Genomic DNA, 14,109 nt, shown 5'->3' with positions numbered 1-14,109 from the left:
CCGCCGAACGGAGAGCGGCGCATGCGTAATCGAAAACTGACAGGCCAATGGGCCGGTTTTTCGTTTCAGAACAGATACCTCATTACACCAGAGGGCCGCGCCATGGAGCCATGGCAGCTGAGCTACCTATCACTCACCTGCGATATCGCACGCGAGTGGACGAAGATGATGGCCGAGGGACGGTCAAAAACTCGGCTGAAACGTCCGGCGAACGTCATTTTCATTAGGGATCGATTCAGAAAAAAGATTGAATCAACATCGGGTCCGCAGGTGGTGGCTACCGGCTTTGCGGCGGAATGCGCAGGATCATCATTGCCGAAGGCGCGTAGGCGCAAAGGCCGCGTGTGAAGCGTTATCCGTAGGGGCGATGCCCCTACACCCCTACAATGCCCGCTCATCGTCAACGGGGGCCGTATGAGCTACAGACCGCAAAACAACCATGATGGGCTTTGGTGGGAAATCGCGCTGGGCATCTTTGTAGGCCAGCTCATGACCGCAGCACTCGCGGGCGTGGTGGCGCTGTGCCTAGGCTACTTCACGCTGCGCAGCGTCAGCGCCGCGCTGCCCACAGTCGGGCCGCACCCTCTATACAAGCCACGCTCTCAGCGCGCAGAACCGGCACGGCTGCAACTACGCGAACTAGAATCAGACGAGCGGTGCATTCAACACAAGCGCTTCCGACGACTGTCGAACGGCTGGCAGGAGTTGCCGAACGATCCCTGTTGAATCGTGACACGTCACGAAACTACATATCGAGCGTAGTTGCCGGCGTGCTGGTGACGGTCTGATAAGCCTTACTTTCGGGGAACGTACCAAGGCTGCGCGGAACACGCCCGATTACACCGCTTCCTTGATGGTCGCGATCAGCGCCACCGGCGTCACTCCCTACGGTCGCAACGCCAGCAGCGCCGTCGCTCCTGCCATCTGGCGAGGTGTTATAAAGGCGCGGGTCCTGCTCGCGCACTGGCTCGCGCCACGGCCAGGGGGTAGCGACCAACACATGCTTGCCGGCTGCCAAACGCACACCATATGGCAGCATCGAGACGACATAGCCAAGCGCCCGCAACTGATCGATATCAAGCTGCTCAATGACATTGTTTGACGTATCGATCCACTGCACCCACGCACGCTCATGCGAGCCAACACGTGCACGCGCAGCCAACCGAATGCGCCCTTTCTCCGCAAGCTGCGCGACATAGCGCTGCTCGTCGGTCAGATCGGCAAGAGGATCGGGTGGCGGCGCATGCACGGGCACACTTGGCGCGCCATTAGCGAGACCAGCACCCACACTGGTCTTGTCGGACTGCTGCCACACATGCGCACCGCCCGGCGCAGGCTTTTGCGTTTCCTGCTTGCCCTTGCTGAAAAAGCCCGCGAAAAAATACAAGCCGACGCCGCCGACCACAAGGAAGATCACGGCACGCACGGCCATCGCGGCCCAAACGTTTTTGCCGCCCTCTTCGTAAACCTCGGTATTTTCCGCGCCAGGCGCGTAGCCGTCATACAGGGGAAAGATGGCGGGATCGTACTTGAGCGTCTGCCCACCCACTTTTTCAAACTTGCCGGGCGAGGTCGTATGGAAATACGTCACGCGGTACCGGCTTTTCATGCCCACCGCAGTGAGCTTCTGGAACGTATTTTTTTTCTCGATACGCGCCTTAACAGCGGAATGCAGCCGATTGATCCACTGCGTCATGATGACCGCATCGCCGCCGTTCTGACCGAGCAACGCCCAGAAATTTTCGACGGCTGGTTCCAGCGGCTTACGCTCGTTCACGTAGAACTCGTGAACCTCATCGATCACCACCAGTGCATCTTTGAATTCGTCTGGAATGCACCACTTGCCCGAAGCATCCTGCGTGCAGGCAAACAACTTGGCTACATCCTTGGTGTCCACAAGAACCAGCCAGTGCCGCACATCCTTTTCCTCCATCCCCAGATGCTTGGCGATGCGGTCATGGCGTAGACCGTTGAGGCGAGCAAACACGCGACGACCTTTCTTAATTGCCGGCAAGATGTGATTTTTTACCGCGTCGTAGCTCTTACCGGCGCGCGGCACACCTTCATTGAAAACGAGCATGTCACCAAATCCCTAGCGTCAGCACACGACGCAGCAAGTAGAAAATCATGGCCGCACCCACGGCAACCAGGGACGGCCCAATCATGAAGACATCCGCGAACCAAAGGATTGTGCTGCCGGCATTTCCCAGCATCGCGCCGATGCTCTGGCCTTTCATGAAGTCGGGCATCGGCAAGAGGCTCAAGACATACAAGATCGCCGACAGCGACTGTTCCAACCACATCACAAACAAATCGCCAATGAAATCAGCGAACGCGTGCCAAACCGCCTTGACCGCTCTCCATATCCAGGCTGTCAGATCGGTGAACCAACCAGCGTACATGCCCTGCCCCTTATGTCACGGCGATGCGGATGGCCGCATAAGCAGCAATCGCCAAAATGACCCATCCACACGCACGCAAAAACGTGAGGAATGTGCCGCTACAGTGAAAATCAATCGTCATGGCATCCCACCACTTCGACGCGCGCAGGCTAAACACCGGACACGAACCGCCAGACGGAACCGTCATGAAGCTTGCAATCCCGCCAGCGAGAGGTGTGGCGCGAACCTGCGTTGCAAACCTCGACACAACGGACTCCACTGTTTTATCGCTCTTGGTGTAGAGGTCGCCGATAGGCGAAGCCTCTCCCGGATCGTCGCTATCCCCATCACCGTCGCCGTCTCCGTGTCCACTTCCGGAGCCGCCACCAGAGCCGCCAGAACCGCCACCCGAACCATTGTCTTTGCCACCCTCGCCCACGTTGCCCTGCCCGCCTTTGCTGCCGCTGGAACTCCACGTGGTCGTGTTGTAGGTGGTGTTATTGACGGTGGTCGTGGTGTTGGAAACCTGCTTAGGGTCTTTCAGATTAGGAGGAGGCGTCGGCGTAGCGGGTGCCTTCTGCCGATCACCGGCATACGTGCCATCGGCGGTCTGACGCGGGCCAGTTAGCTCTGGCTTCCAGCACAGCGTGGAACCAGCAGCGCCGGTCACACAGTGGGTGCCGTCCGACCTGATGCACTCAGCGTAAGCGCCGCCAGTAGATGCACACGTTTGCTTGTCAGGCTCATGAATACCAGACGGCACAGCATCGCCCTCTTGGCACTCCTGCCCCGTGGGTGACCAGTTCTTGGCAGCGCAATACAGGTCGGCACCACCACCCATGCACACATCCACGCCGCCAACGGAATTCATTGTGTACTGGCACTGATTCGAACACGCATAGATGGAACCGCGCACCGAGACGTTCGTCAGCGGAGGCGCATTTTTGCAGTTGTTATCATTGTCATAGGGGTACTCGCCGCAGGTCACCACAGACACGGGGCCTTGATAGTAAGCAGCGGCGCTGTATTGACATTGGTAGTACTTGCCAGCAGCCACGGTGCCCTTGTCTACGCACGTGCCTGGGCTGGTAATAAGGTTCGTGTCTTTGACCTGATACGCGCTGGCATCCTTCATGCACTTGGCAAATGCCTGTGACCGCGAGTCAGCAGCCTGCGCAGGAGAGATGGCACATAGCGCGATGACGAATGTCACCAACGCCGAACGAATCACTCGCATCATGGCGCGTCCAAACCCTTGACGGCTGCCCATCCACACAGCGCGCCCATGAATGCACAGAACAGTAGAACGATCATGACGACCCCCAGAAAGAGAGAGGGCGACACCGAAGCGCCGCCCTACCCTCACCACCATTAGCCGAAGAAGCCAGCCACCTTCTTTGCACCCCACTTGGTGAAGCCAACCAGCGCGATCAGCGCGGCAGCACCCACAACAGCGGTCACGGCATCAGCCGCACTCAGACCCGACAGAATGTCACCCATTTTTTCTCTCCTTGTTGATTGATTGATTTACCGGTCATTGAACATGCCCGCGACGCTGCCGGCGAGGCGCCCCAGGACGAACCACACGATCACCACACCGCAGCAGCCGGTGGACCACACAACGGCGTCCTCATTACTGGGCATGGCGAACGCTTCTTGCACCAGCGCATACACGCTGTATTCGCTACCACTGACCAGCACGTAGGCACTACATTCGCCGACCGATTGGCCGGTGGGCACCAAGGTGCCATCTGCTTGAAGGGCTACGCACATCGCCATGGGCTAGGCCGCTGCGCGTGCAGGCGCTTTGACAGCGCGCAACGCATGGAACTTGCTGAAATTGATCGCACCCTTGTTGACCGTCACCATGGCTTCAACATCGAGCTCGTATTCACCGGGCTGATAGGCGGCTTGGCCCTTCTCCAAACGCACATCCAGCGGATACGCGAAGCCACCGGCTTCGAGCTTGGCTTTCTGCTTGCGCGTGGTGTATTCCCGATCCTTGCCCTCGTCGTCCTTGAACGTGCCGCCACGCTCATCGACTTCGACACTCAAGACGGTGACTTTGATTCCGCTCATGGTGTAACCCCTTCTAAGGTTTGATTGACGCCCGCGATTTCGGGCCATTGATTGGCTACGTCTGCTGTTGCCCACGCCGGTAGCCGATGCGACGTGCAGGTGCTGATGACGGCATGCAACGCATCGGGCGTCGGGCATTGCCGCAAAATGAAATTCAGGGTTGCGCCGTACTGGCGCTTGAGGTGCCGGCGCGCACTTTTCCAAGTGGCATCAACGGCAGCTTTGGTGATATCGATCCGCGTGGCGACGCAGTGAAGGAACTTTAAAACCGGGTACGCGCCAAGCAGATAGCCAGCCGGATCACGCAGCAAATCCAACGGCAATTCCTTGCGATTGGTGGCCCGAAACTGCGCCTCATAGCGCACCCATTCGGACGCTTTGTCACCCTGCTCCCTGCCCTTCTCGTACACGCGCAGCTGCTTCTCTGACTTCTTGCCGCCAACATAAAAGGTCTTGCCGTCACCGCTGTCATGATCGTCAACTGTCTGCGCTTTAGGACGCTGGCCGCGATTGTCAAACTCGCCCGATGCGTACCAACTTTGCGCCAGTTTCAGCGGGTATTTGCCCAACAGGTCATCGGCGGCAACGTCAATACGAGTCAATCTCCCAGCGCAGCTTTCGAGCTTCGCTCGAAGCTCCAGCCACCGCTTCGCATGGCCGCAGCGCGCTGCGCTCAACACTCCACACCCGGTACCGGTCAACTCGATACGCGCGGTGTAGGTGCCATCCGCACGGCGGCAGTTTTCCCCGCCTAACTCGATCAGTCCAACATGCTGACCATCGCTATCAGTGATGCGCACGCGCCAGGTGTAGAAGCGCCCAGGGCCTGCCGTTTCGTCGAGTTCCAGCCCAAGGCCGGCGAAGAACCAGCAGAAAACCTGCAATGCAACCGCACGGGCATTGGCGGCGGTCACGTCCATCCATTCGCGGACCTCTTCGGGGTCGTCGTTGACGAACACGCCGGCTTCGCCGAGAACGGCGCGAAGATCTACAGAGGCGGAAAACCAATCAATGCCGACCGTGAGGGTTCCATCGGCGTTCCTGAATTCACTGACTCCCCTGTTAGACGAGGGGAGTCCCGACACCGCGAGCGATCCATCAGCCATGAGCGTAGAACTCCACGGCAGCGGCTTCACACGCCAGAGCAGCACGGCGGGAGAAGTACTCGCTCTGCTCTACCAGCCGGCCAGCAACGCGCACGGTCAGGCGGAAACGCCGAGTGCGACGGCCACCGATCACGGTGTGGTAGGTGTCGATATGAGAGACGACAGAGGCGGTCATGCCACGCACTCCCCGTACCAGTAACCCGAGGTAGCGTCACCCATGCGCTCGGCACGTTCTTCAGCAGCAGATACGCAAGGATCAACATAGTCAGCCGCCAACGAGGATGAAACCAGATCGGCGTAGCTTTCGATGATGAAGACCTGTTCTCGGTGTGCGCGCAGCGCAGCCTCGGCGCGACGGTCAAAAATCCACGCGACCAATCGGGCGAGGCCGACGATCACGGTCAGCGCGGAAGCGGCGAGCAATGCAAGTGTGTTGGTGTCCATGAAGCCCCTATCCCCTGCCCCTTGACGCGGACCCCGGAGGGGAGCCGGGGGCGCGACCATCAGGTGAATACCTGATGGCATGGGCATTAGACTCATCAGGCATTTACCTGTCAAGGAATTACCTGATGAACGGCATCCAAGCCTTGCTTGACAAAGCCAAGCTGCAAGCGGGCGGAATTTCAGACGCTGAGCTAGCGCGACGGATCGACGTAACGCCGCAGACACTCAGCCAATGGAGACGTGGCGACGTACCAATGCCGGACACACGAATCCCACAGATCGCGCACATAGCGAACGACGCGCCAGAATATTGGCTGGTGTACTTACAGGGAGAAAAGGCGAAGACGCCTAAATTGCGCGCCCATTGGCTAAACGTCTTCAAGGCGCTCGAAATGGTAAAAACTCAAAGCAAGACGGTGCCAGCAATAGCACTGCTGGTCCTTGCAGCAAATCTAATGCCATCCACCGCAAAAGCTATTGAAATCAATAGCTTGCACGATTCGAGTGCGCATAGTCTGTATATTATGTCAAAAACTGTTAGTACTTCTCTTGATTTCACTTGCCGCTGCACCGCGCCGCCCGCCTCAGCCAGCGATCGTGAATACCGAGCCCGAGTCCACGCGCACGCCGGCGCCGTTGATGAAGCTGGCGCGCTCCGAGCACAGGAATGCGACGACGGAGGCCACTTCCTCTGGCCGGCCGCGCCGCTTCAGCACCATGCCGGGGCGTTCTTCATCCAGGAACGAGGCAATGGCTTCTTCGACACTGGTTCCGTTCTCGTGTGCGCGTTTTTGCATCATCTTGTCGGTCATCGGTGTTGCGATGAACGCGGGCGACACCGTGTTGACCAACACATTGTCGGCGCCATAGGCCTTTGACAGTCCCTTGGCCAGGCTCAGGATGCCGGCCTTGGACGCGCAGTAGGCCAACTCATCCACGTACGGTTGCACTGCATCTTCGGACGCGAACAACACAATCCGCCCCCACTGCTTGCGACGCATGGCAGGAATGGCCTGGCGGCACATGCGCACCGCGCCCATCAGGTTGATGTCCAGCGTTTCGAGCCAGCCGGCATCGCTGACCTCCAGGAAATCGCCGGTGGCGCCGGTAACGCCCGCGGCGTTGATATAGATATCCGGGTCGCCCAATTGCGCGCGCACCTGGGCCCAGATGTGGATGACGTCCTGTTGCTGCGTCACATCGCCTTCGATGGCGACGATCTCCCCCAGGCCGGACAACTCGGCCACTGCCTGGTCGAGCGTGCCATTGGGAAGATCGGTGATCGCCACGCGCACGCCGGCTTCGAGCAGCTGGCGCGCCGTCTCCTTGCCCATGCCGGAGTCGCCGCCACTGATGAGGGCGATCCGCTGTTTGATTCCGAGATCCATGTCGAGCTCCTGGTCGTTGAGTACGTGGTGGCGCAGGTACTGCTAGCGCGCAAGGAAACGTTCTGCGGTGCGCAGCGCGAGTGCCATCTGGGTCAGTGCCGGATTGGCTGCCAGTGCGCTGGGAAACACCGAGTTGTCGCAGATGTAGAGGTTCGGCACGTCGAAGGCGCGGCCATCTGGATCGACCACGGCCTGTGCAGGATCGGTCCCCATGCGACAGGTACCGAGCGTATGCGCCGAGCGCGCAGCCGCGAAGATGTTGCGGGCGCCTGCGGCTTGCCAGACCGATTGAAGCAATGCGCGCGCATGGGCGTCGATGGCCTGCTCGTTCGGGCCGTAACTGAAGTCGATGCGTGCCTTGCGCTGCCCGAAGGCGTCCCGTTCGTCGGACAAGGTCAGGCGATTGGCGTCCTGCGGCAGGCATTCGCCATTGATGCCGATACCGGCCAGACGGTTGTAGCGCAGCAGCGTTGCGACCAGGTCCCTGCCCCACAGGCCGGCACCGCGCGCCAGCGTGTTCGCCAGCGTGACCGGCTGTACACCCAGGCTCTGTACCAGATAGCCGCCGATGAAGCTGGCATCCGCCGGGCGCACCATGTCTTCGGTAATAAGCGAAGATGGATACCCGCGATTCATGCGCATGTCCGCATCGAACTCACCCCATACCTGGGTCGCCACGTGCGCCATGAAATTGCGGCCGACCTGCCCGCTGGAGTTGGCCAGCCCCAGGTTGAGCAACAAGCGCGGTGTCTCCACACCACCTGCGCACAGGAAGACGGTGCTGCAGCGCTGGCGATACTCCTGCCCATGCTGGCGATAGATCACCGCAGTCACCGCACCGTGGCCGTCGCGCTCAAGATCGACTACCCGGCTGTCGGGACGCAATTGCGCGCCATGCGCCCTGGCCAGCGGGAGCCAGGTGGTGTCCACGCTCGCCTTGGCGGCGTTACTGCAGCCCTGGTGACAGGCACCACAGTTGTTGCACGCAGCACGTTGGCCCCAATGCGGCTGCTGATGTGGCCTGGTGACCAAGGCGGCGGGCGCGTCGGTCGTCCGAATGCCCAGGGCGCCGCAACCGCGCTCCATCGCCGTAGCCGACGCATTGCGTTGTGGTGGCCGATACGCATAGCTGCGATCGGGGTCCCACGGGTAATGCACGGGACCGGAGACCCCGATGAAGGTCTCCACACGACGGATGTAAGAAATCAACTCTTGGTGCGGGATCGGCCAATCGGCGCCCTGCCCGGTCTGGGTCAGAAGGCTGAGATCGCGCTTGTCCGGCCGCGGGCAGAAAGCGCCCCAATGCAACGTCGAACCACCAAGTCCGGAGCCCGAGTTGTTCGGCCCGAACGCAGTGGGCGTTTGCCCACCGCTCAGGCGCTCGTCCATCCAATAGATGCCGGTGGTCAACTCATCGGGAATATGCGAATCCGGCGTAAATGCCGCGCCGGCTTCCAGCACGACGACCGAGACGCCGGCTTGCGCAAGCCGCGCTGCAAGCGGGCCGCCCCCTGCTCCGCTGCCGACCACCACCACGTCGACGCTGTCCTGGCGACCAGCGTCGGTCATTGAGCAGTCTCGGGCGCACGCAATTGCCAGTGCTCATCCCGGCCTGCTGCCGTCTCTAGGTAGCCCACAGGGCCATTGCCCGTGTCGTTGCCGACGGCAAAACCGTCGTAGCCCAGCGCGGCCATGGTGGCGGGAAGGCTGGTCCAGGTGCGCACCACGTCCGCGCGTACATCCTCGAACCAATGCGCAAGTTGCCCAGCATCCAGGCCGTGCGCAGAGGTATTGCCCACCACCGCGCACGCGATCTCCTGCAGCCAACGGTCCTGGCCCTCTGCTGACTGTTCGGCAAAGCCGTCGGCCAGTGAATCGAGTGCATCCAGGCCAAGCGCAATCGCCAGGCGATCGTCTGGCAAGTCTGCGTACCGCCAGCCATCTCCCGCGCCTTCTGCGAGCTGCAGGTCGATACGCCGCGCAATCTGCGCCGCATCGCCCGCGCCATCCAGCACGCGTGCAGCCACGGCCGCGAGCACGTTCATCTGCCGCGGGTTCAACACGCCCTTGCCCGAGGCCGGGGGGCCCGCGTGTCGGGCGAGCAAGGTCTTGCGCATGCGCGGCGCGACGCGCTCGGAGTTCAGCAGGGCCATGAAGTCCTCAGGCAGGCAGTTCTCAACGCAGCGGTGCACGTGCGCTGCGACCAACTGCGCCAGTTCCCGCGGCTGCTCATTGGGAATCAGATGCGCGGCATTGGCGACGATGGCGAGCTGCGCATGCGCGTAGTGCGGCGCATTCAAGCGCCGCTGCGCAGCCTCGCCCAGATCGCCATCCTGGCCACCTGCGACAATCACTGCCGGCACGCCGATGCACCCGGCCTGCGCGGTGCAGTCTTCTCGACTACCGCGGGTGAGCCATGCCATCCATGCACTGGGGGCGGTGCGCAGAACGTCGTTTATCGCGGCGTCCCTGCTTTCATCAGGCAGCGGAGTGGCGCAGTTGGCATCCACGAATTGCGCAGCCTCCATGCGCGTAGGCTGCCCGGTTTCGAACCAGGCAAGCATGGTGCGGCGTCGCGATTCCTGCATCGGTTCGGGTGCCGGGGGCGACGCGGCAACAAGCACCACGCCCGCCAAACCGGCAAGGCCCGCCACGCCGTCGCGCGCCCGTGCCGCCGCCAAGGTGGCGATCTTCCCGCCCATGCTATGCCCTACTGCAAACCAGCATGCCGGTTGCCGCTTGATGACTTCAGCGCTAAACCAGTCAACAAGCGCATTCGTGTTGCAGTGGTCCAGCGCAGGCGCATCGCCGAATCCAGGGATGTCCAGGGCAATACAGTCGAAGCGGCTACCTAACTGCGCGATGACATGGCTCCACTCATGCCGGCTGGCGCCGAGGGCATGCAGGAAGAACAACGTTGGCTTGGCCATGTCGCACCTTGTGTGTCGGTTCGGCATGGTGGCGCACGCTTCGTCCACGCCCCGTGCAGATGAGGTCGACAGCCGGTTAGCAGTTGTCAGGCATTAGCTGGCCAGATGCAGGGGTTCAACTGCGGCGATGGACAAGGCGCGGATGCGCTTCAACTCGCGGTCTCGCAAGACCGTCGCCCTGCAGTCATTGAAGCGAAGAACCCTTTTGGCGGAAGGGCATCTGCTGAGCGAAAAAGACAGTTCCAGGCGTTGCGCGACCGTCTACGCAGGCACACAGGTCGAAGCTTCCAGCTGTTTCAAGAAATCCGAGAAACCGCCAATTGCCCGTGCCTGCCTGCGGGCACTGGTCCACACCACCGAGCGTGGCGACCAGGCGATCGAGGCGTTGATCGCCTGCAGCGCGTGCACCAGCGCAACGTCTTCGCTGCAGGTCACGGCAGGGAACCCACCGCATTGTTGATAGAGCGCGGTGCTCACACCGAGGTTGGCGCCGTGAATGCGACCATGACCTTGTCCGGTTGCCTGGGTCTGTTCGAACCTGCAACGCACTTCATCGGAATAGTCCAGCCAATCCTCCACCTGCACCACACCGCAGAACACGTCCGCGTCGGCCCTGCGCTGCTCCACCAGCCAGTCGGCGGGGACGCGCGAATCAGCGTCGGTCACGGCCAGCCAATCGGCGCCCAGTGCAATGGCCTTGGAGGCTGCTGCGGCCCGCGCAATGCCGACGCCGCCAGGTACGGGTACGTCGATCACGCGCGCGCCCAACGCCTGTGCCAGTGCTGCTGTTGCATCCGTGCAACGGTCCACTGCGACGATCACCTCCACAGGCTCGCGCAGTTCGGGGTGCGACGCGGCAAGAAAGACCGATGCGAGGCAGGCGGCCATGCATTCGGCCTCGTTATGCGCCGGAATGATGACAGCGATCATCGCAAGCCTTCGTGCTGCGCCACCGACAATGGTTGCGCGCTCCACGCTTCCAGCAGGAAATCGCTATCTTCGTAGCGATAACTCAGCGGCAAGGTGAGCAGTCGCGCGATACCGGCATGGACCGCGATGCCATCTTGTTGTGCCTGTTGGAAAGGATGCTTCCAGTGGCAGGCCACCAATAGTCCCTCCGGCGTGAGCGCCTGCTGCAGACGCGCGATCAGCTCGTCGAGTTCGGACGCGGCGAGGTAGTAGCCGATCTCGCTCAGCACGATCAGCTCGAAGCTTCCCACCGGCCACTGCTGCGGATGGCAAGCCTGCACGATTTCGACATTGCTTCGCTCTCCCACGCGTTGCTTGGCATGTTGCACCGCAGCTGCCGACATATCGGTTGCCAGCAAGCGCTCGCAGCGTGAAGCGAGTCCACAGGTCGCTTCGCCGTTGGAACACCCCAGTTCCCATCCCCGGGCAAATCCCTGCCGAGGCAAGGTTGCCAGCAGGATGTCGCGTTTGCGCTTTTCGTACCAACGTGTCCCATAGCCGAACGGATCGTGCTGCTGGTAGATGCTGTCGAAATAATCGGCGTTGGCCTGGGCGTTCATGGGAGAAAGACCTCGAAGTCGCGCTGAAACCTGACCAGCGCCCAGTCGGGAAGGATGGGATTGCGCAGCGCAGGCGTGAGGTGACCGGTCTGGGTCTTGAACGCGGACATCGCCTGCATCTTTGCAGCATGAGCATCGGCAGACAGCACAAGACGCGTGGCCGATGCCAGCATCTGACTGTGGTCGGGGTCGTCCCAATGCCATGCCCATATCGGAAACTGGATCAACCGCGCTCCGCATTGTGCAACTGCGTTGCTCGCCGCATCAGCGCACGCTTCGTGGTCGGGGTGGCCATCGCGCGCATACGTCACCAGGACCACGTCGCGTGGCTGCAGCAGATCGGCCAGCCGCGCACCAAGTGCGTCGACTCCCGCACGTACCTGGCCATCTCCCGCATCCAGCCTGACGATGCTGGATGGATCGATGCCCAGGCGCGCCAGCGCATCACGCAACTCCTCACAACGCGCAGCTGCTAGCCGCGCGGGCGGCCATGCGTCGTCCTGCGGGTAGGCGGCTTCGCCATCGGTAACGGAAACGATCAGGGCCTGCCTTCCCGATGCGATCGCCATCGCAAGCAGCCCGCCACACCCCAGCACCTCGTCATCCGGATGCGGAGAAACCACCACCACACGTGAAGCGGTGCCCAGCAACTGTTCGAGGCTGCTGGTGAGCAGCGCATTCAACTGGCGCGATGCACGCCAGCGCTGTTCGCTGACGCCTTGCCCTGCGATCTGCTCGCCCCTCACAGCAACCATGGGTTGACCTCGCGTGCGTGCAGCTGCTCCCTCAGCCACTGCTCGTCTTTTTCGCCGTGGGACTGGCGGATGAAGGCAGCCAGGTCGGCGCACCGTTGCGCGTGCCCGGCATCGCAGCACAGTGAGGCAGGCCCCAGAGCCAAGGCGGCGCGTTCGATCACGTCCCGGCAGACGCGGTCCATTACGCTCCGTAACCGAATGACAGCCAGTTGATGGCTTTGGGTTGGAGCGTCGTCGATCGTATTCGCCAGGTCTTGCAGCATCAGCCGTGCACCCGTCAGCTGTTCGTCGATGGTGCCCAGGTGTGCTGCGGCGAAAGGGTTGTTTGCCACTCGTGGCGAGCGGCGGACATGCTCGGCAATGGCCGCGGCGGCGCCATACCAGCAGGCCGCGATGCCTGCCCCACCATGCCAAAAACCCGGCCGCTGCAAATAGAATTCCGGCTCACCCAGCAAACGTGCCGGCGCACTTGCGAAAAGGCCGTTGCCAGTTGGAATGCCGAGCATGCCTGGTCCGTGCCACTGAGTTGCATCGAGCTCGAAGCATCCCTGGCTTAGCGTCACTGCGGCAAGCGGCTGCCGATCACCGTTTCTGACGGTCACCAGTGCGTGTGTCACAACGTCCAACTCTGCGCTGCACCACGGTTTGATACCGGACACGGTGCTTGAGCTCGCCTCATACGTCACGGTGTCAAGCGGCCCACCCGCTGCCCACACTGCCCACACCGCTCCATTCGAAGGCAATGGTTGGCCGGCCTCGAAAAAAATCGACACAGCGTCGTAGTGCGCTTCCAGCACTTTGGCAAGCGGCAAGCTCGCAGCACCCAGCCTGCTCAGCGCCTGCCAGCGAGCGTACGTGCGTCCTGCGCCAGGGTTGGGAAGTTGCGGCGTCAATCGCAAGTACTCACGCACGCATTGCGCGAGCGCTGGACTTGGCGATATCGAAGCTGTGCCCGGCAGATCGTCGCGGGCGAGTGCTGATTGATACATAGCTCAATCTAGGCGATCGCTCGTCAATCCAAAGTGAGCCAATGACCAATTCCCTCACCGCAACGGCAACTGGATAGGAAGAGTGCTTGGCTGCTTGGCTGCTTGGCGATGGGCGCGAGTCGTTGATGCGAGCGTGGCTTCAACAATCAGCACCGATCGCAATACTGCGCGCAAGAAATGCCACGCCGTGTCTGCGTGCGATTAAGGGGAGCGAACAGAGTTTTTGCGATGCGTCGCCACCGGACTCATCCGATACGGATGATCGATCGTGCTATTGAATGTCGCTTCGAGCCGGAAAGAATCGACAGACCGCCCCTCAGCAGAAAAAGGGCGCAACAGCACTGGTTGGAATCATCGAGCGCTTAGGGAAGGTCTGAACAACGAGACCTGACAGGGCGGAAGGTGGCGTCGTTCCGAAGAGTGGCTTTTGGAACTTCGGAATTTCGCCATTTCTGGCGCTTTCCGCGGGAATTTCCCGGTTCACAGACGCACGCTCCCCATCGCCGGC

18 protein-coding genes and 1 pseudogene are annotated in these 14,109 nt (G+C 61.4%); 2 read left to right on the top strand and 17 right to left on the bottom strand.

Going from position 1 to position 14,109, the window contains the following annotated elements:
- Nucleotides 1-21: 21 nt before the first annotated feature.
- Nucleotides 22-348, top strand: coding sequence for a DUF3653 domain-containing protein (locus J7367_RS10580; protein ID WP_081027866.1), 327 nt, complete (start codon nt 22-24; stop codon nt 346-348).
- Between the two features lie 66 nt (nt 349-414).
- Nucleotides 415-726, top strand: coding sequence for a chloride channel protein (locus J7367_RS10575; protein ID WP_081027867.1), 312 nt, complete (start codon nt 415-417; stop codon nt 724-726).
- Between the two features lie 19 nt (nt 727-745).
- Here the strand turns inward: J7367_RS10575 and J7367_RS10570 are convergent, their stop codons facing one another.
- The 17 genes and pseudogenes from J7367_RS10570 to J7367_RS10490 form a co-directional block, all read right to left on the bottom strand.
- Nucleotides 746-2,080, bottom strand: a complete 1,335-nt coding sequence (locus J7367_RS10570) for a zonular occludens toxin domain-containing protein (RefSeq protein ID WP_057661922.1) — start codon at nt 2,078-2,080, stop codon at nt 746-748.
- Between the two features lies 1 nt (nt 2,081).
- Nucleotides 2,082-2,402 (bottom strand): hypothetical protein, encoded by a 321-nt coding sequence (locus tag J7367_RS10565; protein WP_041019722.1) that lies wholly within the window; start codon nt 2,400-2,402, stop codon nt 2,082-2,084.
- A gap of 10 nt (nt 2,403-2,412) precedes the next feature.
- A pseudogene (locus J7367_RS22530) lies at nt 2,413-2,808 on the bottom strand (hypothetical protein); the annotation flags it as partial.
- Between the two features lie 944 nt (nt 2,809-3,752).
- The gene (locus J7367_RS10555; protein WP_015471906.1) at nt 3,753-3,881 is read right to left on the bottom strand and encodes a hypothetical protein; all 129 of its coding nucleotides are present in this window, start codon (nt 3,879-3,881) and stop codon (nt 3,753-3,755) included.
- Nucleotides 3,882-3,908: 27 nt separating this feature from the next.
- Nucleotides 3,909-4,160, bottom strand: a complete 252-nt coding sequence (locus J7367_RS10550) for a hypothetical protein (protein ID WP_057661925.1) — start codon at nt 4,158-4,160, stop codon at nt 3,909-3,911.
- Between the two features lie 3 nt (nt 4,161-4,163).
- Complete coding sequence (locus tag J7367_RS10545) at nt 4,164-4,460, bottom strand: single-stranded DNA-binding protein (protein ID WP_057661928.1); 297 nt, start codon at nt 4,458-4,460, stop codon at nt 4,164-4,166.
- A complete protein-coding gene (locus J7367_RS10540) occupies nt 4,457-5,566 on the bottom strand; it encodes a replication initiation factor domain-containing protein (RefSeq protein ID WP_057661930.1) in 1,110 nt (369 codons plus the stop codon). Before J7367_RS10540 ends, J7367_RS10545 begins: the two co-directional genes overlap by 4 nt.
- Nucleotides 5,559-5,741, bottom strand: a complete 183-nt coding sequence (locus J7367_RS10535) for a hypothetical protein (RefSeq protein WP_081027870.1) — start codon at nt 5,739-5,741, stop codon at nt 5,559-5,561. The genes J7367_RS10540 and J7367_RS10535 overlap by 8 nt, the downstream gene beginning before the upstream one ends.
- The gene (locus J7367_RS10530; protein ID WP_057661953.1) at nt 5,738-6,010 is read right to left on the bottom strand and encodes a hypothetical protein; all 273 of its coding nucleotides are present in this window, start codon (nt 6,008-6,010) and stop codon (nt 5,738-5,740) included. Before J7367_RS10530 ends, J7367_RS10535 begins: the two co-directional genes overlap by 4 nt.
- A gap of 584 nt (nt 6,011-6,594) precedes the next feature.
- Nucleotides 6,595-7,398 (bottom strand): SDR family oxidoreductase, encoded by an 804-nt coding sequence (locus tag J7367_RS10525; protein WP_057661934.1) that lies wholly within the window; start codon nt 7,396-7,398, stop codon nt 6,595-6,597.
- A gap of 42 nt (nt 7,399-7,440) precedes the next feature.
- Nucleotides 7,441-8,967 (bottom strand): GMC family oxidoreductase, encoded by a 1,527-nt coding sequence (locus J7367_RS10520; protein ID WP_007962686.1) that lies wholly within the window; start codon nt 8,965-8,967, stop codon nt 7,441-7,443.
- Entirely contained in the window at nt 8,964-10,328 is a 1,365-nt protein-coding gene (locus tag J7367_RS10515) for an alpha/beta hydrolase (RefSeq protein WP_057661937.1), read from the bottom strand. Before J7367_RS10515 ends, J7367_RS10520 begins: the two co-directional genes overlap by 4 nt.
- A 261-nt stretch (nt 10,329-10,589) precedes the next feature.
- Nucleotides 10,590-11,258, bottom strand: a complete 669-nt coding sequence (locus J7367_RS10510) for a glycosyltransferase (RefSeq protein WP_022559197.1) — start codon at nt 11,256-11,258, stop codon at nt 10,590-10,592.
- A complete protein-coding gene (locus tag J7367_RS10505; protein WP_057661940.1) occupies nt 11,255-11,857 on the bottom strand; it encodes a class I SAM-dependent methyltransferase in 603 nt (200 codons plus the stop codon). Before J7367_RS10505 ends, J7367_RS10510 begins: the two co-directional genes overlap by 4 nt.
- On the bottom strand, nt 11,854-12,612 hold the full coding sequence (locus J7367_RS10500) for a PIG-L family deacetylase (protein ID WP_057661943.1): 759 nt from the start codon (nt 12,610-12,612) through the stop codon (nt 11,854-11,856). The genes J7367_RS10505 and J7367_RS10500 overlap by 4 nt, the downstream gene beginning before the upstream one ends.
- Entirely contained in the window at nt 12,600-13,118 is a 519-nt protein-coding gene (locus J7367_RS10495; protein WP_209028931.1) for an acyl-CoA dehydrogenase family protein, read from the bottom strand. The genes J7367_RS10500 and J7367_RS10495 overlap by 13 nt, the downstream gene beginning before the upstream one ends.
- 799 nt (nt 13,119-13,917) lie before the next feature.
- Nucleotides 13,918-14,109: hypothetical protein (locus J7367_RS10490; protein ID WP_209028920.1), on the bottom strand; the 192-nt coding region annotated here is incomplete at its 5' end.

It is taken from the genome of Xanthomonas sp. D-36-1 (assembly GCF_017746155.1).
In the GTDB taxonomy this organism is placed as follows: Bacteria; Pseudomonadota; Gammaproteobacteria; order Xanthomonadales; family Xanthomonadaceae; genus Xanthomonas; species Xanthomonas cissicola.
The sequence above is the reverse complement of the archived record's forward strand: the minus strand, read 5'-3'. Positions and strand labels throughout refer to the sequence as shown.

Bases quoted from the DNA above. Each gene is read 5' to 3' on its own strand.
- J7367_RS10580 (WP_081027866.1), top strand. From the start codon at position 22: ATGCGTAATCGAAAACTGACAGGCCAATGGGCCGGTTTTTCGTTTCAG.
- J7367_RS10575 (WP_081027867.1), top strand. From the start codon at position 415: ATGAGCTACAGACCGCAAAACAACCATGATGGGCTTTGGTGGGAAATC.
- J7367_RS10570 (WP_057661922.1), bottom strand. From the start codon at position 2,080: ATGCTCGTTTTCAATGAAGGTGTGCCGCGCGCCGGTAAGAGCTACGAC.
- J7367_RS10565 (WP_041019722.1), bottom strand. From the start codon at position 2,402: ATGTACGCTGGTTGGTTCACCGATCTGACAGCCTGGATATGGAGAGCG.
- J7367_RS10555 (WP_015471906.1), bottom strand. From the start codon at position 3,881: ATGGGTGACATTCTGTCGGGTCTGAGTGCGGCTGATGCCGTGACCGCT.
- J7367_RS10550 (WP_057661925.1), bottom strand. From the start codon at position 4,160: ATGGCGATGTGCGTAGCCCTTCAAGCAGATGGCACCTTGGTGCCCACC.
- J7367_RS10545 (WP_057661928.1), bottom strand. From the start codon at position 4,460: ATGAGCGGAATCAAAGTCACCGTCTTGAGTGTCGAAGTCGATGAGCGT.
- J7367_RS10540 (WP_057661930.1), bottom strand. From the start codon at position 5,566: ATGGCTGATGGATCGCTCGCGGTGTCGGGACTCCCCTCGTCTAACAGG.
- J7367_RS10535 (WP_081027870.1), bottom strand. From the start codon at position 5,741: ATGACCGCCTCTGTCGTCTCTCATATCGACACCTACCACACCGTGATC.
- J7367_RS10530 (WP_057661953.1), bottom strand. From the start codon at position 6,010: ATGGACACCAACACACTTGCATTGCTCGCCGCTTCCGCGCTGACCGTG.
- J7367_RS10525 (WP_057661934.1), bottom strand. From the start codon at position 7,398: ATGGATCTCGGAATCAAACAGCGGATCGCCCTCATCAGTGGCGGCGAC.
- J7367_RS10520 (WP_007962686.1), bottom strand. From the start codon at position 8,967: ATGACCGACGCTGGTCGCCAGGACAGCGTCGACGTGGTGGTGGTCGGC.
- J7367_RS10515 (WP_057661937.1), bottom strand. From the start codon at position 10,328: ATGGCCAAGCCAACGTTGTTCTTCCTGCATGCCCTCGGCGCCAGCCGG.
- J7367_RS10510 (WP_022559197.1), bottom strand. From the start codon at position 11,258: ATGATCGCTGTCATCATTCCGGCGCATAACGAGGCCGAATGCATGGCC.
- J7367_RS10505 (WP_057661940.1), bottom strand. From the start codon at position 11,857: ATGAACGCCCAGGCCAACGCCGATTATTTCGACAGCATCTACCAGCAG.
- J7367_RS10500 (WP_057661943.1), bottom strand. From the start codon at position 12,612: ATGGTTGCTGTGAGGGGCGAGCAGATCGCAGGGCAAGGCGTCAGCGAA.
- J7367_RS10495 (WP_209028931.1), bottom strand. From the start codon at position 13,118: ATGCTCGGCATTCCAACTGGCAACGGCCTTTTCGCAAGTGCGCCGGCA.